The organism is Microbispora hainanensis (assembly GCF_036186745.1).
Classification (GTDB): Bacteria; Actinomycetota; Actinomycetes; order Streptosporangiales; family Streptosporangiaceae; genus Microbispora.
Genome location: NZ_CP108086.1, coordinates 4,196,728 through 4,213,534 on the forward strand (window position 1 = coordinate 4,196,728; position 16,807 = coordinate 4,213,534).

The 16,807-nt window shown below is 71.2% G+C and carries 15 protein-coding genes and 1 pseudogene; 10 read left to right on the forward strand and 6 right to left on the reverse strand.

All coding sequences use genetic code 11. The features are described 5' to 3' along the window. Positions 1-16 precede the first annotated feature (16 nt). Positions 17-1,696, reverse strand: coding sequence for an asparagine synthetase B family protein (locus tag OHB01_RS19690; RefSeq protein ID WP_142647170.1), 1,680 nt, complete (start codon positions 1,694-1,696; stop codon positions 17-19). Positions 1,697-2,155: 459 nt separating this feature from the next. Here OHB01_RS19690 and OHB01_RS19695 point away from each other — a divergent pair, with 459 nt between their 5' ends. Together OHB01_RS19695 and OHB01_RS19700 are read left to right on the forward strand one after the other, a co-directional pair. Further along, the gene (locus OHB01_RS19695) at positions 2,156-2,668 is read left to right on the forward strand and encodes a hypothetical protein (RefSeq protein WP_142647169.1); all 513 of its coding nucleotides are present in this window, start codon (positions 2,156-2,158) and stop codon (positions 2,666-2,668) included. Positions 2,669-2,943: 275 nt separating this feature from the next. Then, positions 2,944-4,143: an ISAs1 family transposase gene (locus tag OHB01_RS19700; RefSeq protein WP_168066700.1), complete on the forward strand. Its 1,200-nt coding sequence runs from the start codon at positions 2,944-2,946 to the stop codon at positions 4,141-4,143. A gap of 7 nt (positions 4,144-4,150) precedes the next feature. On the opposite strand, the gene OHB01_RS19705 is transcribed toward OHB01_RS19700, so the two are convergent. Both OHB01_RS19705 and OHB01_RS39930 read right to left on the reverse strand, forming a co-directional pair. Further along, the gene (locus OHB01_RS19705) at positions 4,151-4,450 is read right to left on the reverse strand and encodes a DUF4143 domain-containing protein (protein WP_328855789.1); all 300 of its coding nucleotides are present in this window, start codon (positions 4,448-4,450) and stop codon (positions 4,151-4,153) included. A 190-nt stretch (positions 4,451-4,640) separates the two neighbouring features. Beyond that, positions 4,641-5,021, reverse strand: a pseudogene (locus OHB01_RS39930) (hypothetical protein); the annotation flags it as partial. Positions 5,022-5,203: 182 nt separating this feature from the next. On the opposite strand from OHB01_RS39930, the gene OHB01_RS19715 reads away from it, so the two are divergent. The 6 genes from OHB01_RS19715 (at position 5,204) to OHB01_RS19740 (ending at position 13,011) form a co-directional block, all read left to right on the forward strand. Then, on the forward strand, positions 5,204-7,225 hold the full coding sequence (locus OHB01_RS19715) for a glycosyltransferase family A protein (protein ID WP_142647168.1): 2,022 nt from the start codon (positions 5,204-5,206) through the stop codon (positions 7,223-7,225). A gap of 62 nt (positions 7,226-7,287) precedes the next feature. Beyond that, positions 7,288-8,190 carry a hypothetical protein gene (locus OHB01_RS19720; protein WP_328855856.1) on the forward strand — a complete coding sequence of 301 codons (903 nt, stop codon included), beginning with the start codon at positions 7,288-7,290 and terminating at the stop codon, positions 8,188-8,190. Between the two features lie 128 nt (positions 8,191-8,318). Next, positions 8,319-9,725 (forward strand): diaminopimelate decarboxylase, encoded by a 1,407-nt coding sequence (lysA, locus tag OHB01_RS19725; protein WP_185948957.1) that lies wholly within the window; start codon positions 8,319-8,321, stop codon positions 9,723-9,725. 42 nt (positions 9,726-9,767) lie between these two features. Next, on the forward strand, positions 9,768-11,075 hold the full coding sequence (locus OHB01_RS19730) for a homoserine dehydrogenase (RefSeq protein ID WP_142647167.1): 1,308 nt from the start codon (positions 9,768-9,770) through the stop codon (positions 11,073-11,075). A 330-nt stretch (positions 11,076-11,405) separates the two neighbouring features. Further along, positions 11,406-12,002, forward strand: coding sequence for a hypothetical protein (locus tag OHB01_RS19735; RefSeq protein WP_328710810.1), 597 nt, complete (start codon positions 11,406-11,408; stop codon positions 12,000-12,002). Then, on the forward strand, positions 11,995-13,011 hold the full coding sequence (locus OHB01_RS19740; protein ID WP_328710809.1) for a peptidase: 1,017 nt from the start codon (positions 11,995-11,997) through the stop codon (positions 13,009-13,011). The genes OHB01_RS19735 and OHB01_RS19740 overlap by 8 nt, the downstream gene beginning before the upstream one ends. A gap of 180 nt (positions 13,012-13,191) precedes the next feature. On the opposite strand, the gene OHB01_RS19745 is transcribed toward OHB01_RS19740, so the two are convergent. Genes OHB01_RS19745 through OHB01_RS19755 form a run of 3 tightly spaced genes read right to left on the reverse strand, consistent with a single transcriptional unit; the run spans position 13,192 to position 14,093 of the window. Beyond that, positions 13,192-13,554: a GntR family transcriptional regulator gene (locus OHB01_RS19745; protein ID WP_147944381.1), complete on the reverse strand. Its 363-nt coding sequence runs from the start codon at positions 13,552-13,554 to the stop codon at positions 13,192-13,194. After that, complete coding sequence (locus tag OHB01_RS19750) at positions 13,548-13,883, reverse strand: hypothetical protein (RefSeq protein ID WP_142647163.1); 336 nt, start codon at positions 13,881-13,883, stop codon at positions 13,548-13,550. Before OHB01_RS19750 ends, OHB01_RS19745 begins: the two co-directional genes overlap by 7 nt. Positions 13,884-13,895: 12 nt before the next feature. Beyond that, a complete protein-coding gene (locus tag OHB01_RS19755) occupies positions 13,896-14,093 on the reverse strand; it encodes a hypothetical protein (RefSeq protein WP_142647162.1) in 198 nt (65 codons plus the stop codon). A gap of 215 nt (positions 14,094-14,308) precedes the next feature. On the opposite strand from OHB01_RS19755, the gene OHB01_RS19760 reads away from it, so the two are divergent. Continuing rightward, complete coding sequence (locus tag OHB01_RS19760) at positions 14,309-15,790, forward strand: glycosyltransferase family 39 protein (protein WP_260617206.1); 1,482 nt, start codon at positions 14,309-14,311, stop codon at positions 15,788-15,790. A 216-nt stretch (positions 15,791-16,006) separates the two neighbouring features. Continuing rightward, positions 16,007-16,717 carry a polysaccharide deacetylase family protein gene (locus tag OHB01_RS19765; RefSeq protein ID WP_168065840.1) on the forward strand — a complete coding sequence of 237 codons (711 nt, stop codon included), beginning with the start codon at positions 16,007-16,009 and terminating at the stop codon, positions 16,715-16,717. Positions 16,718-16,807: the final 90 nt, after the last annotated feature.

Genomic DNA, 16,807 nt, shown 5'->3' on the forward strand with positions numbered 1-16,807 from the left:
TGTGCGGACTGCCGGCCTACGCCGCGGACCAGGGCGGAGTGAGGTCGCCGAGCACGTCCTCGTAGTCGGCCAGCCACGCCCCGAACGCCACCAGCGCCCGCAGCCAGAACCGCGAGTTCCACGACCCGAAGGCGGTCAGCGCGTCCGGCCCGCCGGCGATCGCGTCCAGCATCTGGGGCGACATCAGCCCGGGGATCTGCGCGGCCCTGACCAGCATCCGGTGGTTCCACTCGCGGGCGACCGGCCCGTTCGAGCGCAGCGGCACCCGGCGGTTCGGCAGCAGCGGGGTGTTGGTCGAGGGCAGCGCCGCCACCCGAGGGTTGGCGGCCCGCAGGACCTCCCGGTAGAACTTCCCGCCCTCCTTGCGGACGACCGGCACCGACAGCGCCGCGTCGAAGAACTCCGGGTGCAGGAACGGGAAGACCGGGGTCGCCTCGGGGCCGACGAGGTTGATCGGCGACCGGGCGATGCCGCGCACGGTCCGGGTGTGCAGCACGCTCAGCGGCAGCTCGGCCCGGTGCCCGTGCAGCATGGAGGTCGCCCGGGTGAACGCCGTACGGACCCGGTCGTCCATCCACGCGGCGGCGGCCTCGCCGAGCACCGGGATGTGGGCGTCGCCGGTCGACAGCGCCTTCAACAGCGCATCGCGGCGGGACGCGCCCGTCCCCGCGCCGACGGCGTCCGCCGTGATGAGGAAGTTCTTCATCAGCGGGCCGCCCGCCAGGCCGTCCACCAGCGCCCGGCCCGCGCCGTGCACCTCGCGGGCGAAGGGGGAGTACCACGCGTGGTGGCTGGTGAGGAACTCCAGGCGCCGGGCCGCCCACAGCGCCTCCTGCGGATAGGCGGCCGGGTCCTGCGGCATGATCCGGTGGGGGACGCCCAGCTCACGGGTGATGTAGCGGGCGAAGTCGATGTCGTTGTCCAGCCCGTCGTCGGGGCTGGTGGTCCACGACTCGATGTCCATCTTCCTGGCCACCGCCACGCTGGCCAGGAGCCGCGAGTCATACCCGCCGCTCACCGGCACCAGCACCCGCTCGTACGGCTTGAGCGCGTCGTGCAGCAGCGCGACCAGGTCGCCGCCGGTCACGCCCCGGTCGACCGGCTCCTCCCGCACCCAGCGCGGGGCCCGCCGGTCCACCCTCAGCCTGCGCTCGCGACGCGACCAGGTCAGCGCGGTCGCGCCGGGCAGGCGCCGGATCTGGCGGTAGGGCGTGTCCTCGAGGAGCGGATAGGTGAGCATGAGGATCGCCGCCCATGCCTCCCAGTTCACCTCGTACGGCCGCCGGGCCAGCGCGAGCAGCGGCTCGATCAGCGAGGAGAAGTAGACGGCGTCGCCGTCCTGGAGGTAGTAGACGTCGATCAGGCCGAGACCGCCCGTGTGCAGGCTCACCGCGTCGGGCTCGTCCACCAGGCCCGGGGTCTCGTAGGTCTCCGCGACCCGCAGCCAGGCGTTCGCCCGGGGCTCGCCCCCGGTCTCGGGCTGCCGGCCGCCCCACGCGTACGCGGTCGTCCGGGCTCCCGTGGCGTACGGCGCCAGGGGGGCCGACGTGAGCAGCGCGGCCTCCGGCGCGGAGTGCACGGCCTGCACGGCCGGCCCCGACCGTGCCAGCAGGTCGAGCGTCGCCTGCTCGAAGGGCCCGATGGCCCCGCAGACGTACGGCCTGGCCTGGAATCGCGGCCACTCACCCTTGCGCACGGTTTGCCCTCCCTTGAACCCCAGCCGAGTCTACGGACCTCGGGGCCGGCAGGGGGACCGGAGCCAGCCCCTGCGGCAGGCGAGGTCGCGGTCAGATAGCGGGCCGTCACAAAAGCTGTTGCGGGAGGTGTTTTTACCTGATGACCCCGACGGAAGTTCTTTTTATTTCTTGCGGGGGCGGTCATCATCGCGCTCCGTGGTGACGGAGTGTGTAATTCCGCATGCGAGCGCGTATCTGAACAAAATATAGACGCATCCCTTGATCTTTGGCTCGGCGGTGTTATACGTTTCTGCACGTTTGCCAATCTTTGCCTGCGAAATTTTGTTTTGCGGGGCTGCTCCATCGTGCTTCGAGTGTGACGACGATGTTGCGTAGAGAGGGCGTTCTCCCCGCTCACGCGAGTGTGTCTGGAGTGTGACGAGCCATGCGGCGCAGCCGTGGCGTAAGAAGATGGAGGCATGGCAGTGGCCGGCAGGCGGCTGAGAAAGGCTCTGCTCCTGTTTATGATTCCCCTTGCGCTGCTGATCCTCGCGGCGCTATTGGTGAATCTTGTCGCATCCTCTTGGGCTGGCAGGCCACTCATTGTGGACGAGAGGGCGGTGCGCCAAGTTCAGGGGATCGGGCGGCAGATGGGGGAGGCGACGGCGCAGCGTACGCAATCCGACTACATGATCTCGAGGAGGTATCTTTTCCTGGCTGTCGATGGGATGAACATGTCAGATGCTCTAGAGCGTCGCGCCGATCTCTTGGTCTCTCGGGGTTGGAAAGTGGAGAATGACCGGACTCCTGATGCGATTCATCTCGAGTCGGATGAATTAGAGGCTTATCTGACCCTGTCGCCTCTCGATGCTTACCTGGCACAAGTAGGTTTCGATGACTACAGGGTGAAGGAGGTCGCCACTCGTGTCCGGAAGCAGTCGGGACCGTCGGCGACGATACTCGTCGCTGTGTTGGAGCACACGTGGCCCTGAGTGATGGTCATGGGGCCATCATGGACGGTTCGTAGGCGGCTCGGCGTGGTCTATCCGGGCGACTGTTCTCAAATATCGGGCAAAACGTTGTTGTGGCGTTCTATCCAGCCTCAAACCTGCCACAGGGCCAGGGCCCAAGCGTTCTCGGCTGGTGAGATGGGCGCAGCCCTGGGACGGACGGGTAGTTGAGGGCGCCCCGGTGCGGAGATGACAAACGCGACCCCTCATGATCGTCGGTGTCTAGCCAGTCGATCAAGAACAGGGGTCGCGTTCGCGTGCCATCATCCCCGATCGACGTGCTCTCCCGCCACCTGGAGCGCGTCACCATCTGCGATCCGCTGTCCGACCTGCCCACCCTTGCCGAGGTGCTGGATGCCATACCGGACCCTCGCAGCCGCCGCGGGCGCCGCTACCGACTCGGCCCGCTGCTCGCGTTAGCCCTGCTCGCCGTGCTCGGCGGAGCGACTTCCCTGGCGAAGATCACCCGGTTCATCGCCGGATACGATCCCGAGCTACGCGCCCGGATCGGTCTCCCGGGCCCCGTACGGCTGGCCGCCTCCACCCTGGGACGGCTGCTGGCCCGCCTGGACGGCGACGACTTCGACGCTGCGACCTGCGCCTACCTGGCCAGGCTGGCCGCCGCGCCACCAGCGACCGGCACGAACGGCACGAACGGCACGAACGGCAGAACAGCGCTACTCGGCCTGGCCGTGGACGGCAAAACCCTGCGCGGCAGCCGCACCGGCGACCGTGTGACCCACCTGCTGGCCGCCACCCGCCACGACACCCAGACGGTGATGGCTCAAGCCCAGGTCGCAGCCAAAAGCAACGAGATCCCCGCGTTCACGCCCCTGCTGTCCGGGCTCGACCTCACCAGCGTGGTCATCACCGCCGACGCCCTGCACACCCAGCACGAGCACGCCAGGCAGATCGTCGCGGCCGGAGGGCACTACGTGTTCATCGTCAAGGGCAACCAGCCCACCCTGCTGCGCCGGCTCAAGGCCCTGCCCTGGCGCGAGGCCATCCTCAACGACCGCACCGACGAGACCCGGCACGGACGCCGCGAGATCCGCCGCATGAAGATCTGCACCGTCCGCCCAGGCCTGCCCTTCCCCCACGCCGCCCAGGCCATCCAGGTCAAACGACGCCGCACCAACAACGCCACCGGGAAGACCACCATCGTCACCATCTACGCCATCACCAGCCTGCACCCCGGCCAGATCACCCATGCCCACCTCGCCGGACTGATCCGCGGCCACTGGAGCATCGAAGCCCTGCACCACATCCGAGACGTCACCTACCGCGAAGACGCCTGCACGATGAGGACCGGGGCCGCACCCCGGATCATGGCGAGCCTCCGCAATCTGGCCATCGGCCTGGCCCGCCTGATCGGCTGGACCAACATCGCCGCCGCCACCGACCACTACCGCAGCCACCCCACCGATGCACTTCAGCTACTCGGTCTCACAACCTGAGAACGCTTCAGCCCTGGCCACAGGGCGCTGACGGGCATGGCGCGCAGACGGGGGCCGAAGGGGAGGGGGTCTGGGTGCCGGTGTAAAGGACGATCCCCGCCACGAAGTCGTCGCCCAGGCGGTCGGCGAGGTGGCGCAGGCCGCGGAAGTCGTCGGCGCGGACCGTGGAGGAGGCCTTGACCTCGACGCCGACGACGCGGCCCTGCCGGTTTTCCAGCACCGCGTCGACCTCGACCTTGTCCTTGGTCCGGTAGTGGAAGAGCTCCACCCGCTCGTCCGACCAGGTGAGCTGCCGGGCGAGCTCCATGAGACGAAGCCCTCCAGCAGCGGTCCGAACTGGCCGTCGGGCCGCACCAGGCTCCTCGCGTCGGCGCCCAGCAGGTTGGCGGCCACGCCCGAGTCGACGAGGGCCACTTTGGGGGTGCCGACCGCGCGGTTGCTGAGGTGCGTGACCAGGCGGGGATGCGCTTGATCAGGAAGACCTCTTCGAGCAGGCCGAGGTAGCGGTTGACGGTGCTCCCGGACAGTCCGATGTCCGCTCCGAGCGCGCTGGCGACCAGCAACTGTCCCGACCGGGCGGCCACCGACCGCACCAGGGCTCGCATCTCGGCCATCCGCTCGATCTCGGACAGCCGGCTCACGTCCCGCGCGATCAGATCGGAGACGTACGAGTCGAAGAAGCGCTCGCGTCTGCGCGGGTTCGTCCGGGTCACCGCCTCGGGAAAGCCGCCGCGCACGAGTCGCTCGGCATAGTCGGCACGCGACAACGAGGACGTGTGATGGAGGTTCTCGCCCTCGGCGAAGATCGCGTCCACGAACCTGTCCGGGGTGGCGTCGATCTCCCCCTGGGAGAACGGCCACAGCTCGATCGTCTCCATGCGTGTCGTGGTGAATCGGTCGCAGGGCACGTGGTGAATCGGTCGCGGGGTACGTGAGCCGTTGGTCGCCGAGGGATGTGGCGGACGAGGTGCACGAGGTCTCGGCTCCAGCTGAGAGCGATCAGGGCGTTCTGCGAATATTGTGACTCTGGTCCTGAAGGTCTACCGCGGAGTCACCCCCTATGAGCGAGCTAAGCGAGCCGGCAGCCGTACAGCCCGAGCGGAGCGACCCGGCGGCGCTGCGGCAGGCGCTGGCGGAGGCGGTGGAGCGGGCCTCCGGCGCGGCGGAGCTGGCCCGGCTGATCACGGACTACCAGCGTCGGCTGGAGGAGGCGGCGCGCTCGGAGGCCGAGGCGCTGACGAAGATGCGTGAGGCCGAGGCGCGGCTGAAGACCGTCGAGCGGCAGAACGCGCAGCTCGCCAAGCAGCTCGCCGAGCAGAAGTACCAGACCGAGGTCGCCAACTGGAAGCTCGCCTCGCTCCAGGAGAACCGGTGGATCAAGCTCGGCGACGCGATCCACAGCAAGAACCCCGGCACGGTGGCCAGGACGCTCAAGGCGCCGGTCAGGAAGCGCCCCGCGCCCAAGCGCTCGGACTTCAAGCCGGAGATCCCCGCCGTCCCCGAGGTGAAGGCGGCCCCCGCCGCGCCCGAGCCCAAGGCCCCGCAGGTCTCCGCGCCGCTCGCCGAGTCGTTCACGGTGCCCAAGGGCCCGACGGCCCGGCCGTACATGACGGTGGCCGCGATCGTCGACCGGCAGACCGAGGCGCTGCTGCGCTACGAGTGGCGGCTGGTGACCAACTTCGGCCCCGACAACTGGGAGGCCATGCTCGACCAGCAGCAGCCCCACGTGCTGTTCGTCGAGTCCGTACGGCCCGGCCCCCGGCAGGGCAACGGCGGGCGCTGGCTGGAGGCGCTGGCGGGCGAGACGCGTGCGCTGCGCGACCTGGTGGCGGCCTGCCACAAGCGGGGGATCAAGACGGTCTTCTGGCACTCGGGCGGCGCGGTGTCGCGGGCCGTCCCTGCGGCCGAGCACTTCGAGTACGTGCTGGCCACCACCGAGGCCCGCGCCCGCGAGTGGCGCTCCGCGCTGCGGCACGAGCGGGTCGGCGTGCTCCCGCACGCCATCCAGCCGCGCGTGCACAACCCCATCCCCGCCGAGGGCGGCAGGACCGGGGAGATCGTCACCCTCGGCACGGTCACCCCGCCGGCCGGCGGCGCGGCCTGGCAGCCGCTGGCCGGGCAGGGCGACGACAAGACGTCGTACGACGACGTGCTGACGGCCTACCGGCGGCCGGCCCTGGTGATCGCGGGCGCCGACGCCGAGCCGAGGGTGATAGGAGAGGTCGCGGCCTGCGGCACCCCGGTGCTCCAGGTGCGGGCCGGGGCCAAGGGCGAGGAGATCCTCGCGGCGGCGGAGATCCTCATGGCCGACGAGGGACGGCTGGCCAGGGAGGCCCACCTCGCCTGGCGGGCCCGCACCAGCGTCACCCCGCTGCTCGACCCGATCCTCGACACCCTCGGTGTGCCGAGCGTGCGCGGCAGCGGCGTGATCTCGGCGATCACCGCCGTCTCCGACCCTGCGGAGCTTGACCGCCTGCTCGCCCAGATCACCCGTCAGGTCGAACGGCCCGGCCAGATCGTGATCGTCGCGGACGGCCTCGACGCGGGCCTGGTGGACAAGACCGTCCGCCAGTCGTGCCCGGACATCGACGTCGTGGTCCGCACCACGGGCGAGCCGATCACCCGGGGCGCCGCCCTCGACCGCGCGGTGCGGCTCGCCGACGGCGACTACGTGGCCGTGCTCGATGCCAGGGACCTGTACGGCGAGCACTACCTGGCCGACCTCGTCCGCCACTTCGCCTCCACCGACGCCGAGGTGCTGGGGAAGGCGTCGTTCTACGCCCACCTGCCGGCGACCGGCGCGACCCTGCTGCGCCAGCCGGAGGCCGAGCACCGGTTCCTCCCCGAGGTGGCCGGGGGCACCGTCCTGGCCCGCCGCCAGGTGCTCACCGAGCTCGGCTTCGGCGACGTCTCGGAGGAGTGGGGTGAGGTCCTGATGCGGCAGTGCCGTACGGACGGGGTGCGGGTCTACTCGGCCGACCGCTACTCCTACGTGTGCGTCCGCGACTCGGCCGAGGGCTCGCTGCTCGGCTCGGCGCGCATGGAGGGATTCGTCCCGGCCGAGCCCCTCGCCTTGCTCTGACCTCACCGGCGAGGTCGGCCTAGACTGGCCGCGATGACCACCACAGCCGTCCCGGCAGCGTGATGATCGAGGAGCTGCGCGGCGTTCTCGGCGCCGCGCCGGTGCCGCAGGGATCGTGGGAGCGGGACGCGTGCTTCGTCTCCACGGCCGCGCTGCGTAAAACGGCGCTGCGTAAAACGGCGGCGCTGCCCGGAACAGCGGCGCTGCGAGGAGCGGCGGCGCTGCCTGAAACGTCCGCGCTGCCTGAAACGTCCGCGCTGCCTGAAACGTCTGCGCTGTCTGGAACGGCGGTGCCGGGGGGAACGGCGGTGCCGGGGGGAACGGCGGAGTCCCCTGCCGAGGCGGCGGAGCGGCTCGCGACCCGGCTGCGCGCGGTGCCCGGCGTCCGTCGGGTGGACGTCCGGCCGAACGGCTTCCTCGTCATCGGCGTCGCCACGCCGGGACGGATCGTCGAAGACGTCCTGGCCTCGCCCCGGCGGCCGGGAGCCGCCCCGGTCGCCGTGCCCCGACCGGGAGCCGTGCACTCGCAGCCGGGGGCCGCCGTGTCCCCGCAGCACGCGGCGCCGTGGCCGGACTTCCCCCGCACCTGGGACAACCCCGGTTTCGCCGTACGGTACGCGTACGTGCGGGCGGGAGCCGTACGGCGATGGGCGGGCGATCTGGGGGTGCGGACCGGCGTGGCGGCGCGGCCCGAGCTGCTCGACGGCCCGTTCGACCGGGCCGTGCTGCGGGTGCTGGCCGAGCTGCCGAGCAGGCGGGAGAGCCGCGACCCGGGATGGGCGGCGTACCTCGAACGGCTGGCCGAGGCCTACCACACCGCCGTCGAGCGCGCGTCCCCGATTCCCATGGGCGATGAGCCGCCGTCGGAGGTCCACGCGGCCCGGGTGCGGATGGGGGAGGCGGTGCGCCTCGTGCTCGGCGAGGGACTGGTGGAGCTGGGTGTCACCCCGCCCGGCAAAATCTGAGTCAAACCCGCCGATAGCCGGAAGCAATGCCGTCAACGACCTGCGGACCTGAATATCTTCCTTCCGGGCCGTCTCGCAGGGTGAACAGCAGGCGCGAGTGAATCGCAGGGTCGGCTAGCCTCGTTCGGGTGAGTCGATTCGCCCACCCAGCCGGCGACCTGCACGCCGCTTCATCTATCGTCGCCGTGACCGCCGGACTGCCAGAGGAGCGTCCGCAGCACGTGCCCGCTGACCTCAACGCGCTCGAACCGGCCATCTGGCCGCGAACGTCCGGCAGGGCCGACGGCGCCGTCACCATCGGCGGAATCGACGTACGCGACCTGGCGAAGGAGTTCGGCACGCCTCTGTACGTCATCGACGAGGAGGACTTCCGCTCACGCTGCCGTGAGTATCGATCCGCCTTCCACGACGGCGAGGTCCACTACGCCGCCAAGGCGTTCCTGTGCCGCGAGGTCGCCCGCTGGATCGACCAGGAGGGCCTCGGCCTCGACGTGTGCAGTGCCGGTGAGCTCGCCGTGGCGCTCAGCGTCGGCTTCCCGCCCGAGCGGATCACGATGCACGGCAACAACAAGTCGCTCGCCGAGCTGGAGAGGGCCGTCCAGGTCGGCGTGGGCCACATCGTGGTCGACTCGTACGAGGAGATCGCCCGCCTCGGCTTCCTCGCGGACAAGCACGGCGTGCGGCCGAAGGTGATGATCCGGGTGACCGTGGGCGTCGAGGCCCACACCCACGAGTTCATCGCGACCGCCCACGACGACCAGAAGTTCGGCCTGTCGCTGAGCAGCGGCGCCGCCGCCGAGGCGGTGCGGCGCATCCTCGCGCTGCCGCAGCTCGAACTGGTCGGTCTGCACTCGCACATCGGGTCGCAGATCACCGACACCGGCGGGTTCGAGGTCGCGGCCCGCCGCCTGGCCAGGCTGCTGGTCGAGATCAAGGAGGAGCACGACGTCGTGCTCCCGGAGCTGGACCTCGGCGGCGGATACGGCATCCCGTACGTGGTGGGCGACGAGTCCCTGGACGTCAAGGTCATCGCGGACAGCCTGCGGGAGATCGTCACGAAGGTGTGCGAATCGGCCGGGCTGCCCGTGCCCCGGCTCACGGTCGAGCCGGGCCGTTCGATCGCCGGGGTGTCCGGGGTGACCCTGTACGAGGCCGGTACGGTCAAGGACGTGGAGGGCCTGCGCACGTACGTGAGCGTGGACGGCGGGATGAGCGACAACATCCGCACCGCCCTCTACGGAGCCGAATACACGGCCGTGCTCGCCTCCCGAGTGAGCCAGGCGGCGCCGATGCTGTCGCGCCTGGTCGGCAAGCACTGCGAGAGCGGCGACATGGTCGTGCGCGACCTCTACCTGCCGGGCGACCTGGCCCCCGGAGACCTGATCGCCGTCGCCGGCACCGGCGCCTACTGCCGGTCGCTGGCCAACAACTACAACTATCTGCCCAAGCCCGCCGTCGTCGCGGTGTCCAACGGCCAGGCGCGGGTCATCATCCGCAGAGAGACCGAGGACGACCTGCTCAGGGGGCAGCTGTGACCGCCCGCCCCGAGCAGTCCGGCGGCGAAGCGAGGAGGCATCGTGAGTAAGGCCAAACCGGCGCTCAGGGTCGCGCTGCTGGGCTGCGGCGTCGTCGGTTCGCAGGTCGTGCGCCTGCTCCGCGAGCAGTCCGACGACCTGGCCGCCCGTGTCGGCGCCCCACTGGAGCTGGCCGGCGTGGCCGTGCGCAGGCTGGGGCGCAAGCGGGACACCGACGTGGACCCCGCCCTGCTCACGACCGACGCGGAGGCCCTGGTCACCCGCGACGACGTGGACATCGTGGTCGAGGTGATCGGCGGCATCGAGCCGGCCAGGTCGCTGATCCTCGCCGCCATGGCGCACGGCAAGTCCATTGTGAGCGCCAACAAGGCGCTGCTGGCCGAGGACGGCGCGACGATCCACCGGGCCGCCCGCGAGAACGGCGCCGACCTCTACTTCGAGGCCAGCGTCGCCGGGGCGATCCCGCTGCTGCGCCCGCTGCGCGAGTCGCTGGCCGGCGACCGGGTGCGCCGCGTGCTGGGCATCGTCAACGGCACGACGAACTACATCCTCGACAAGATGGACTCCACCGGCGCCTCGTTCAACGACGCCCTGGAGGAGGCCCAGGCGCTCGGGTACGCCGAGGCCGACCCCACCGCCGACGTCGAGGGCTTCGACGCCGCAGCCAAGGCCGCGATCCTGGCCGGCATCGCCTTCCACAGCCGGGTGACGGCCGCCGACGTGCACCGCGAGGGCATCACGGAGATCACCGCGGCCGACGTCGCCTCCGCCAAGGGCATGGGGTACGTCATAAAGCTGCTGGCCATCTGCGCCCGCTCCGACGACGGCAAGACGGTCGGCGTCCGGGTGCACCCCGCCATGATCCCGAGGTCGCACCCCCTGGCCGGGGTGCGCGAGGCGTACAACGCCGTCTTCGTGGAGGCCGAGTCGGCCGGGCGGCTCATGTTCTACGGCGCGGGCGCGGGCGGCGCGCCGACCGCCAGCGCCGTGCTGGGCGACATCGTGGCCGTGGCGCGCAACCGCATCGCGGGCACGCGCGGGCCGGAGGAGTCGACGTACGCCGATCTCAAGGTCCACCCGATGGGCGACAGCATCACCCGCTATCACGTGTCGCTCGACGTCGCGGACAAGCCCGGTGTGCTCGCCCGGGTGGCCGAGATCTTCGCGAGGCACGACGTGTCGATCCAGACGGTGCGGCAGGAGGGGCGGGGCGACGACGCCCAGCTCGTGCTGGTGACCCACCGGGCCAGCGACGCCGCCCTGTCGGCCACGATCAAGGACCTGCGCGACCTGAACATCGTCCGCGCGGTCGCGAGCGTCATGCGGGTCGAGGGCGACGACACGCCCTGACACCGAAGGCGGAAACGTGCGCTGAAGGGACTCCCGGGTGCTCCACCCGGGAGTCCCTGTCACGTCTGCCGATCATGCCCGTACGGGTCCCGCGTCGCCGTGCGGCGGCTCCAGCGGCATACGGCAGGCCCCCGGCACGGGCTCTTGCCGCCGCCACGCCATAACCAGCCGCAACCGTGGACGACGGGCCGCGCGTCTCCGGCCGTCGTCATCTGATCACAAAGGGTCTCCAGACACCGGCGGAATAACCCTGCCGCACGCCTCTGACCAGCCAGGATGTCACCCGTAATGCCTTAACGGGGACACCGCACGGATGGAGGAGATCGGCAGATGGGCAAGAGGAGCGTCGCCGCACCGGCGGCGGCTGTCGCAGGACTGGCGCTGGTCGCGGCGCTCATGGTCGCGTCCACGACGTCACCCGCCGGGGCGGCGGAATGTCCGGAGTCGACCACCTGTCCGACGACCATGACCTTCACCGTGAACGCCCCTGACGGCCTCACGATCACCGTGCCGGACGGACCCGTGAGCACCGGCAGCGGCGTGCCCGGCGACCCCATCAGCGGCCAGCTCGGCGCGGTCACCGTGTCCGACGAGCGAGCCGCGCTCACCGCGACATGGGTGGCCACGGTGTCGGCCGCGGCGGGAGGTTTCACCACCGGTGGCGGCACCGCCCCGGAGACCATCCCCAACAGCGACGTCCTCTACTGGTCCGGCGCGGCGACGGCCACGACCGGCACCGGAACCTTCGTGCCGGGACAGGAGGACGCGGGTGATGCCGAGTCGCTCGACGAGACGCGCACCGCGTTCAGCAAGACGACCGGCTCCGGCAACAACTCCGCCACGTGGAACCCCACCCTTGTCGTCAACGTCCCCGACGCGGCCGTCGCGGGCACCTACACCGGCACGGTGAACCACTCCGTTGCCTGACCGCACAGCCCGCAGGATCATCGCCTCCGGCCTGCTCGCGCTCGTGTCGTACGCCGCGGCCGTCTCACCGGCGGCGGCGTACGACCATGAGGGAGAGCAGGGGCGGTTCGGCATCCGGCTGCTGGAGATCCCCGAGAACCGGCTGGACGACCCGCGCTCGCATGCGTTCATCGTCGACCACGTGAACCCCGGCACCACCTTCACCCGGCGTCTTGAGGTCTTCAGCACCTCATCCGAGCCGCGGCACGTGACGGTGTATCCCGCCGCGGCACGGGTCGGCAACGGCGGGTTCACCTTCGCCCCCGGCCGTGCCGGCAACGAGCTGACCTCCTGGATCACGCTCGACCGTACGGAAGTGGACGTGCCGCCGCATGGTCACGTCCCGGTGACGGCCACCGTCGCGGTGCCGCCCACGGCGTCCAAGGGCGAGCGGTACGCGGTCATCTGGGCGGAGATCTCCTCGGCCTCGCCCGGCCCGTCGGGCAACATCGCGCTCGTCAACCGGGTCGGCGTCCGCACCTACCTGGACGTGGGCCCGGGCGGCGATCCGCCGACGAGTTTCCGGATCGGCGAGGTGACCGCCGGGCGCACCGACGACGGACGGCCCCGGCTGGTGGCCGAGGTCGGCAACACGGGGGAGCGCGCCGTCGACCTGGAGGGTGAGGTGCGGCTGTCGGAGGGGCCGAGCGCGCTCAGCGCCGGGCCCTTCCGCAGCGCCGGCGCCACCACCCTGCCTCCCGGCGGCCATGGTCAGGTGGCCGTGCTGCTGGGTGACGACCTGCCCGCCGGGCCCTGGAAGTTCCGGTTCATCGTGCGCAGCGGCCGCGTCAGCCGTACGACGACCGGGACGATCACCTTCCCCGCGGCCGGGGAACGGGCGGTGGCGAAGGGCGATCCCAGTGTGCCGGTCCTCGCCGCCTGCGCCGCCGCGGCCATCGCGGCCGCGATCCTGCTGGTCATGAACCTTCGCCGCTTCCGCCGCCGCCCCCTGGACGGCGAAGCCGCCTGACCGGCGTAACGGCGAAGCCGCCTGACCGGCGTAACGGCGAAGCCCGCGTGACCAGCCCAGCGGTGTCTGACCATCCCGACGTGAAGGTGCCAGACCTGCCCGGCGGCGAGGGTCGCGTGACCCGACAGCGCGTGATCGGCCCGGTGGCGTGGACGTCCTGGACGTTGCGCGAGGGGCGGGTCAGCGCTGCGCCAGGGCCCTGCGGACCGCGTCGAGGGCCTCCTCCTCGGAGGCCCCGAGATGCCGTACGGCCGCGGCGAACGCCTCGGCGGCCTCACGCAGGCGCAGCCGTCCGCCCTCGGCCGCGAGATCGGTGATCGTCGCCGCGCGGCCCCGGCGCAGCTCGACCAGGCCCTCGTCGCGCAGTTGCTGGTAGCCCCGCAGCACGGTGTGCAGGTTGATGCCGAGCGCGGCGGCGACGGCCCGCGCCGACGGCAGCTTGTCCCCGGGACCCGCCGCACCCCTGGCGACCGCCGAGCGCACCGAGGCCGCCACCTGGTCGGCCAGGGGCTGCGCCGAGGACGGATCGACGACGATCAGCACCCGGCGTCTCCCCTCGCGCGGGCGAGGGACGCGTTGACCAGCGCGGCGGCCGTCTCGGCGTCGCGGGTCGAATACAGGAACTCCCGCCCGTCGGGGAGCCGCAGCGCCAGCACCGGCTCCCGTCCGCTCACGTATCCCCACCCCCTGCTGCCGCCGATTATGCCGAGCCCCCTGCCGGACGCCTCCGGCCGCACCGACGCGAAGAGCACCGTGTCGTACGGCACGACCCGCCGCAGGCCGCCGAGCCCCGGCAGGCTGACCTCGACGCCGCCGTCGATGCGGAGCCGGGTGCGCGCCGAGAGGATCGCGGCGAGCCCCATCAGCGCCATGAGCGTCGCCCCCTACCAGGAGCGGGAGAGGTTGAAGAGCCCGAACCAGCCGAAGGCGAGCATCGCCGCCCCCAGCAGGAGCGAGCGCGGATACCAGGCGGACGCGGCGTAGACGGCCCGCCGGCCCGGCGCGAGCGGCAGCAGAGGCACTCCCAGGGGCGGTCGTGCGGCGTCCTGCTGAGGGCCGTGGTGCTGGGGGGAGTCGTACACGAGCCACCTCCCAAACTGTTTGCATGTCACTATAACAATCAAACAGTTCCGTGAGGAGTCCCCGCCGAGATCTCGTACGGTGGAGCCCGGCATGTCCGGAAGGCGGGGCGGTCGCGGGCAACGACTCGATCGGATAACGGCCCGCCGATCCGCGCGCCAGTGCGTGTTCGATGTCCTTTGACGTCGCCGAAATGATCAGATTCGTAGGGGGAAGCGTGGTTACGGGCGAGGCGGTCCGGACGTCCACTCACCGGGCGGATGCCGAAGCGAAGGACTGGCCTCGCTGGACACCGCTGCTCGCGGGCCTGCTGACCACCTGTGTCGCGATCTCCGGCACCACGGCGTCGCTGTCGGCCGACGAGGTGGCGACCTACAGCGCCGCGGTGGCCCGGCCGCTGAGCGGGCTGTGGGGGCTCGTCCAGCAGATCGACGGCCACTTCCTGCCCTACTACCTGCTCATCCACGTCTGGTCGTGGCTGGGGGAGGCCGAGTGGTGGCTGCGCCTGCCCTCGGCCCTCGCGGCCGGGGTGGCGGCGGGTTTCCTGGCCGACCTCGGCCGCCGGCTGGCCGGTCCCCGCGCGGGCGTGCTGGCCGCGGCGCTGTTCGCCATATTGCCGTCGGTGTCCTACCACGGCGCGAACGCCCGGCCGTACGCGTTCGCGGCGGCGGCGGCCGTCATCTCCGCGTGGACGCTGCACCGGGTGGCCGAGGCGCCCACCGGCTCCCGGACCCGCTGGTACGCGGCGTCGGTGGCCCTCCTCGGCTGCACCCACCTGTTCTCGGTGCTGGTGCTCCCGGCCCAGTTCCTGGCCGCCCTGCTGGTGCTGCCCCGCCGTACGTTCCTGACCAGGATCGTTCCCGCGACGGCGGTGGGGTGCGTCCCCCTCGCGATCCTCGCGCTGGTCGGCTGGGGCGAGCGCCACGCGATCAGCTGGATCGCGCCGCACGGGCCCGACGTGCTGCTGAAGTTCCCCAAGCACGCGGCGGGCTCCGACCTCGCCGGGCCGCCGCTGTTCGCCCTCGCCGTCGTGGGGGTGGTGATCCTGCTGCGCAGGTCGGTGCCCTGGGGCGTCCTCGCAGGCGGCTGGCTCGTCCTCCCGCCCGTGCTGCTGCTCATGGTCGACATGCTGGTGACCCCGGCCTACGTGGACCGTTACGTGTTCGTCGCGGCACCTGCCCTGGCCCTGGCGGCAGGCGTGGCGCTGGCCTCGGTGCGCCTGGCCCCCGTCCCCTTCGCGCTGGTCAGCGTGCCCGTCGTGCTGGCCGTCGCGGCGCTGGGGCTGCCCGCGCAGGCCGACTATCGGCAGCGCAACGGCCACTACGACGACTTCCCCGGCGCGCTCGGCGTGATCCAGGCACGGGAGCGCCCCGGCGACGCCATCGTGTACGGCCAGAGCCGGCTGCGCACCGGCTTCGTTTACTACGGCCGGGAGAAGCTGCCCGACGACGTGCTTCTCAAGGGGCAGGGCCCCGCCTTCGAATACGTGGAGCGGGACGACCTGGCCGAGGCCCTGGCCGGGCACCGCCGGGTCTGGGTGGTCTGGCGGGGGACGAAGCAGGCCGGGCTGACGGGAAAGAAGATCCCAAGGGTGGCCTCCGTACGCGCGGCCGGATACCGTCTTTCGACGGCCTGGCATTCCGCGGAGCTGCCGGGCCTCACCGTCGCACTGTTCGAGCGCGCTCGTGGCAAGGGCTGAGCGATGTGGACCGTTTCATTACGGTTGGACATCGCGTTCAAGAGCGGTTGCCGTGAGTGAGTAAAGTTCTTCTCCATGCGACTTACGGTGAAGAGACTTATTCCGGCCTGTCTCCTAACCGCGGCGTCGATCGCGGGACTCCAGCACACTGCCGTCGCGGCGGCAGGATCGGCCGTCCCGGCGCACGTGACACAACAGGGAGCGCGGGCGGCCGGGGTGCCGACAGTGGTCCTCACCTTCGACGACAGCACGGTCGACCACCTCGCCGTCGCCAAGATGCTGAGCAGGCGCGGTCTCAAGGGCACCTTCTACGTCAACAGCGGCCGCCTCGGCAAACGCGGCTTCCTGAGCGTGGCCGCGGTGCGGGCCATCGCGAAGCTGGGCCACGAGATCGGCGGGCACACCCTCCATCATCCGCATCTGCCGGAGGCGTTCGACGCCGCCCAGCAGGCGGAGATCTGCGACGACAGGCGGGCGCTGCTGAAGATGGGGTTCGCCGTGCGCTCGTTCGCCTATCCGTTCGGGGCCATCGACGAGTCGAGCAAGCGGATCGCGATGGGCTGCGGCTACAACAGCGCGCGTGACATCAACGGCCTCTACCGGCCCGACAGCTGCCGTGCCTGCCCGGTCACCGAGACGATCCCGCCCGCGGACCCCGCCGCCGTACGGGCCACGAGCCAGTCGCGCCTGCCGCGTACCGCCCGCACGCTGCGCGAGTTCGTCACCCGCGCCCAGCAGGAGAAGGACCCCGGCATGGTGACCTTCGTCTTCCACGAGATCAAGAACGAGCCGCGGGACCAGTACGCGACGGCGCCCAAGGAGTTCGCCGCCTTCATCGACTGGGTGGCCAAGCAGCGGAAGGCCGGGAAGATCGACGTGCGGACGATGGGCGACGTGGTCGGCGGGGGAGTGTCGCCCGTGCCGTGATCCCGTCGCGCCGCGTCACAGCCAGTGGTCAGGTGACCTTCACGGTCACAGGGATTCACAAGGTTCGGCTGATACAAGTTGACGAGCCTG

What these genes read in the sequence shown, in the direction of transcription:
- OHB01_RS19705 (WP_328855789.1), bottom strand. Translation starts at nt 4,450, where the DNA reads ATGGAGCTCGCCCGGCAGCTCACCTGGTCGGACGAGCGGGTGGAGCTC.
- OHB01_RS19720 (WP_328855856.1), top strand. Translation starts at nt 7,288, where the DNA reads ATGATCGAGGAGCTGCGCGGCGTTCTCGGCGCCGCGCCGGTGCCGCAG.
- OHB01_RS19735 (WP_328710810.1), top strand. Translation starts at nt 11,406, where the DNA reads ATGGGCAAGAGGAGCGTCGCCGCACCGGCGGCGGCTGTCGCAGGACTG.
- OHB01_RS19715 (WP_142647168.1), top strand. Translation starts at nt 5,204, where the DNA reads ATGAGCGAGCTAAGCGAGCCGGCAGCCGTACAGCCCGAGCGGAGCGAC.
- OHB01_RS19750 (WP_142647163.1), bottom strand. Translation starts at nt 13,883, where the DNA reads ATGGCGCTGATGGGGCTCGCCGCGATCCTCTCGGCGCGCACCCGGCTC.
- OHB01_RS19695 (WP_142647169.1), top strand. Translation starts at nt 2,156, where the DNA reads ATGGCAGTGGCCGGCAGGCGGCTGAGAAAGGCTCTGCTCCTGTTTATG.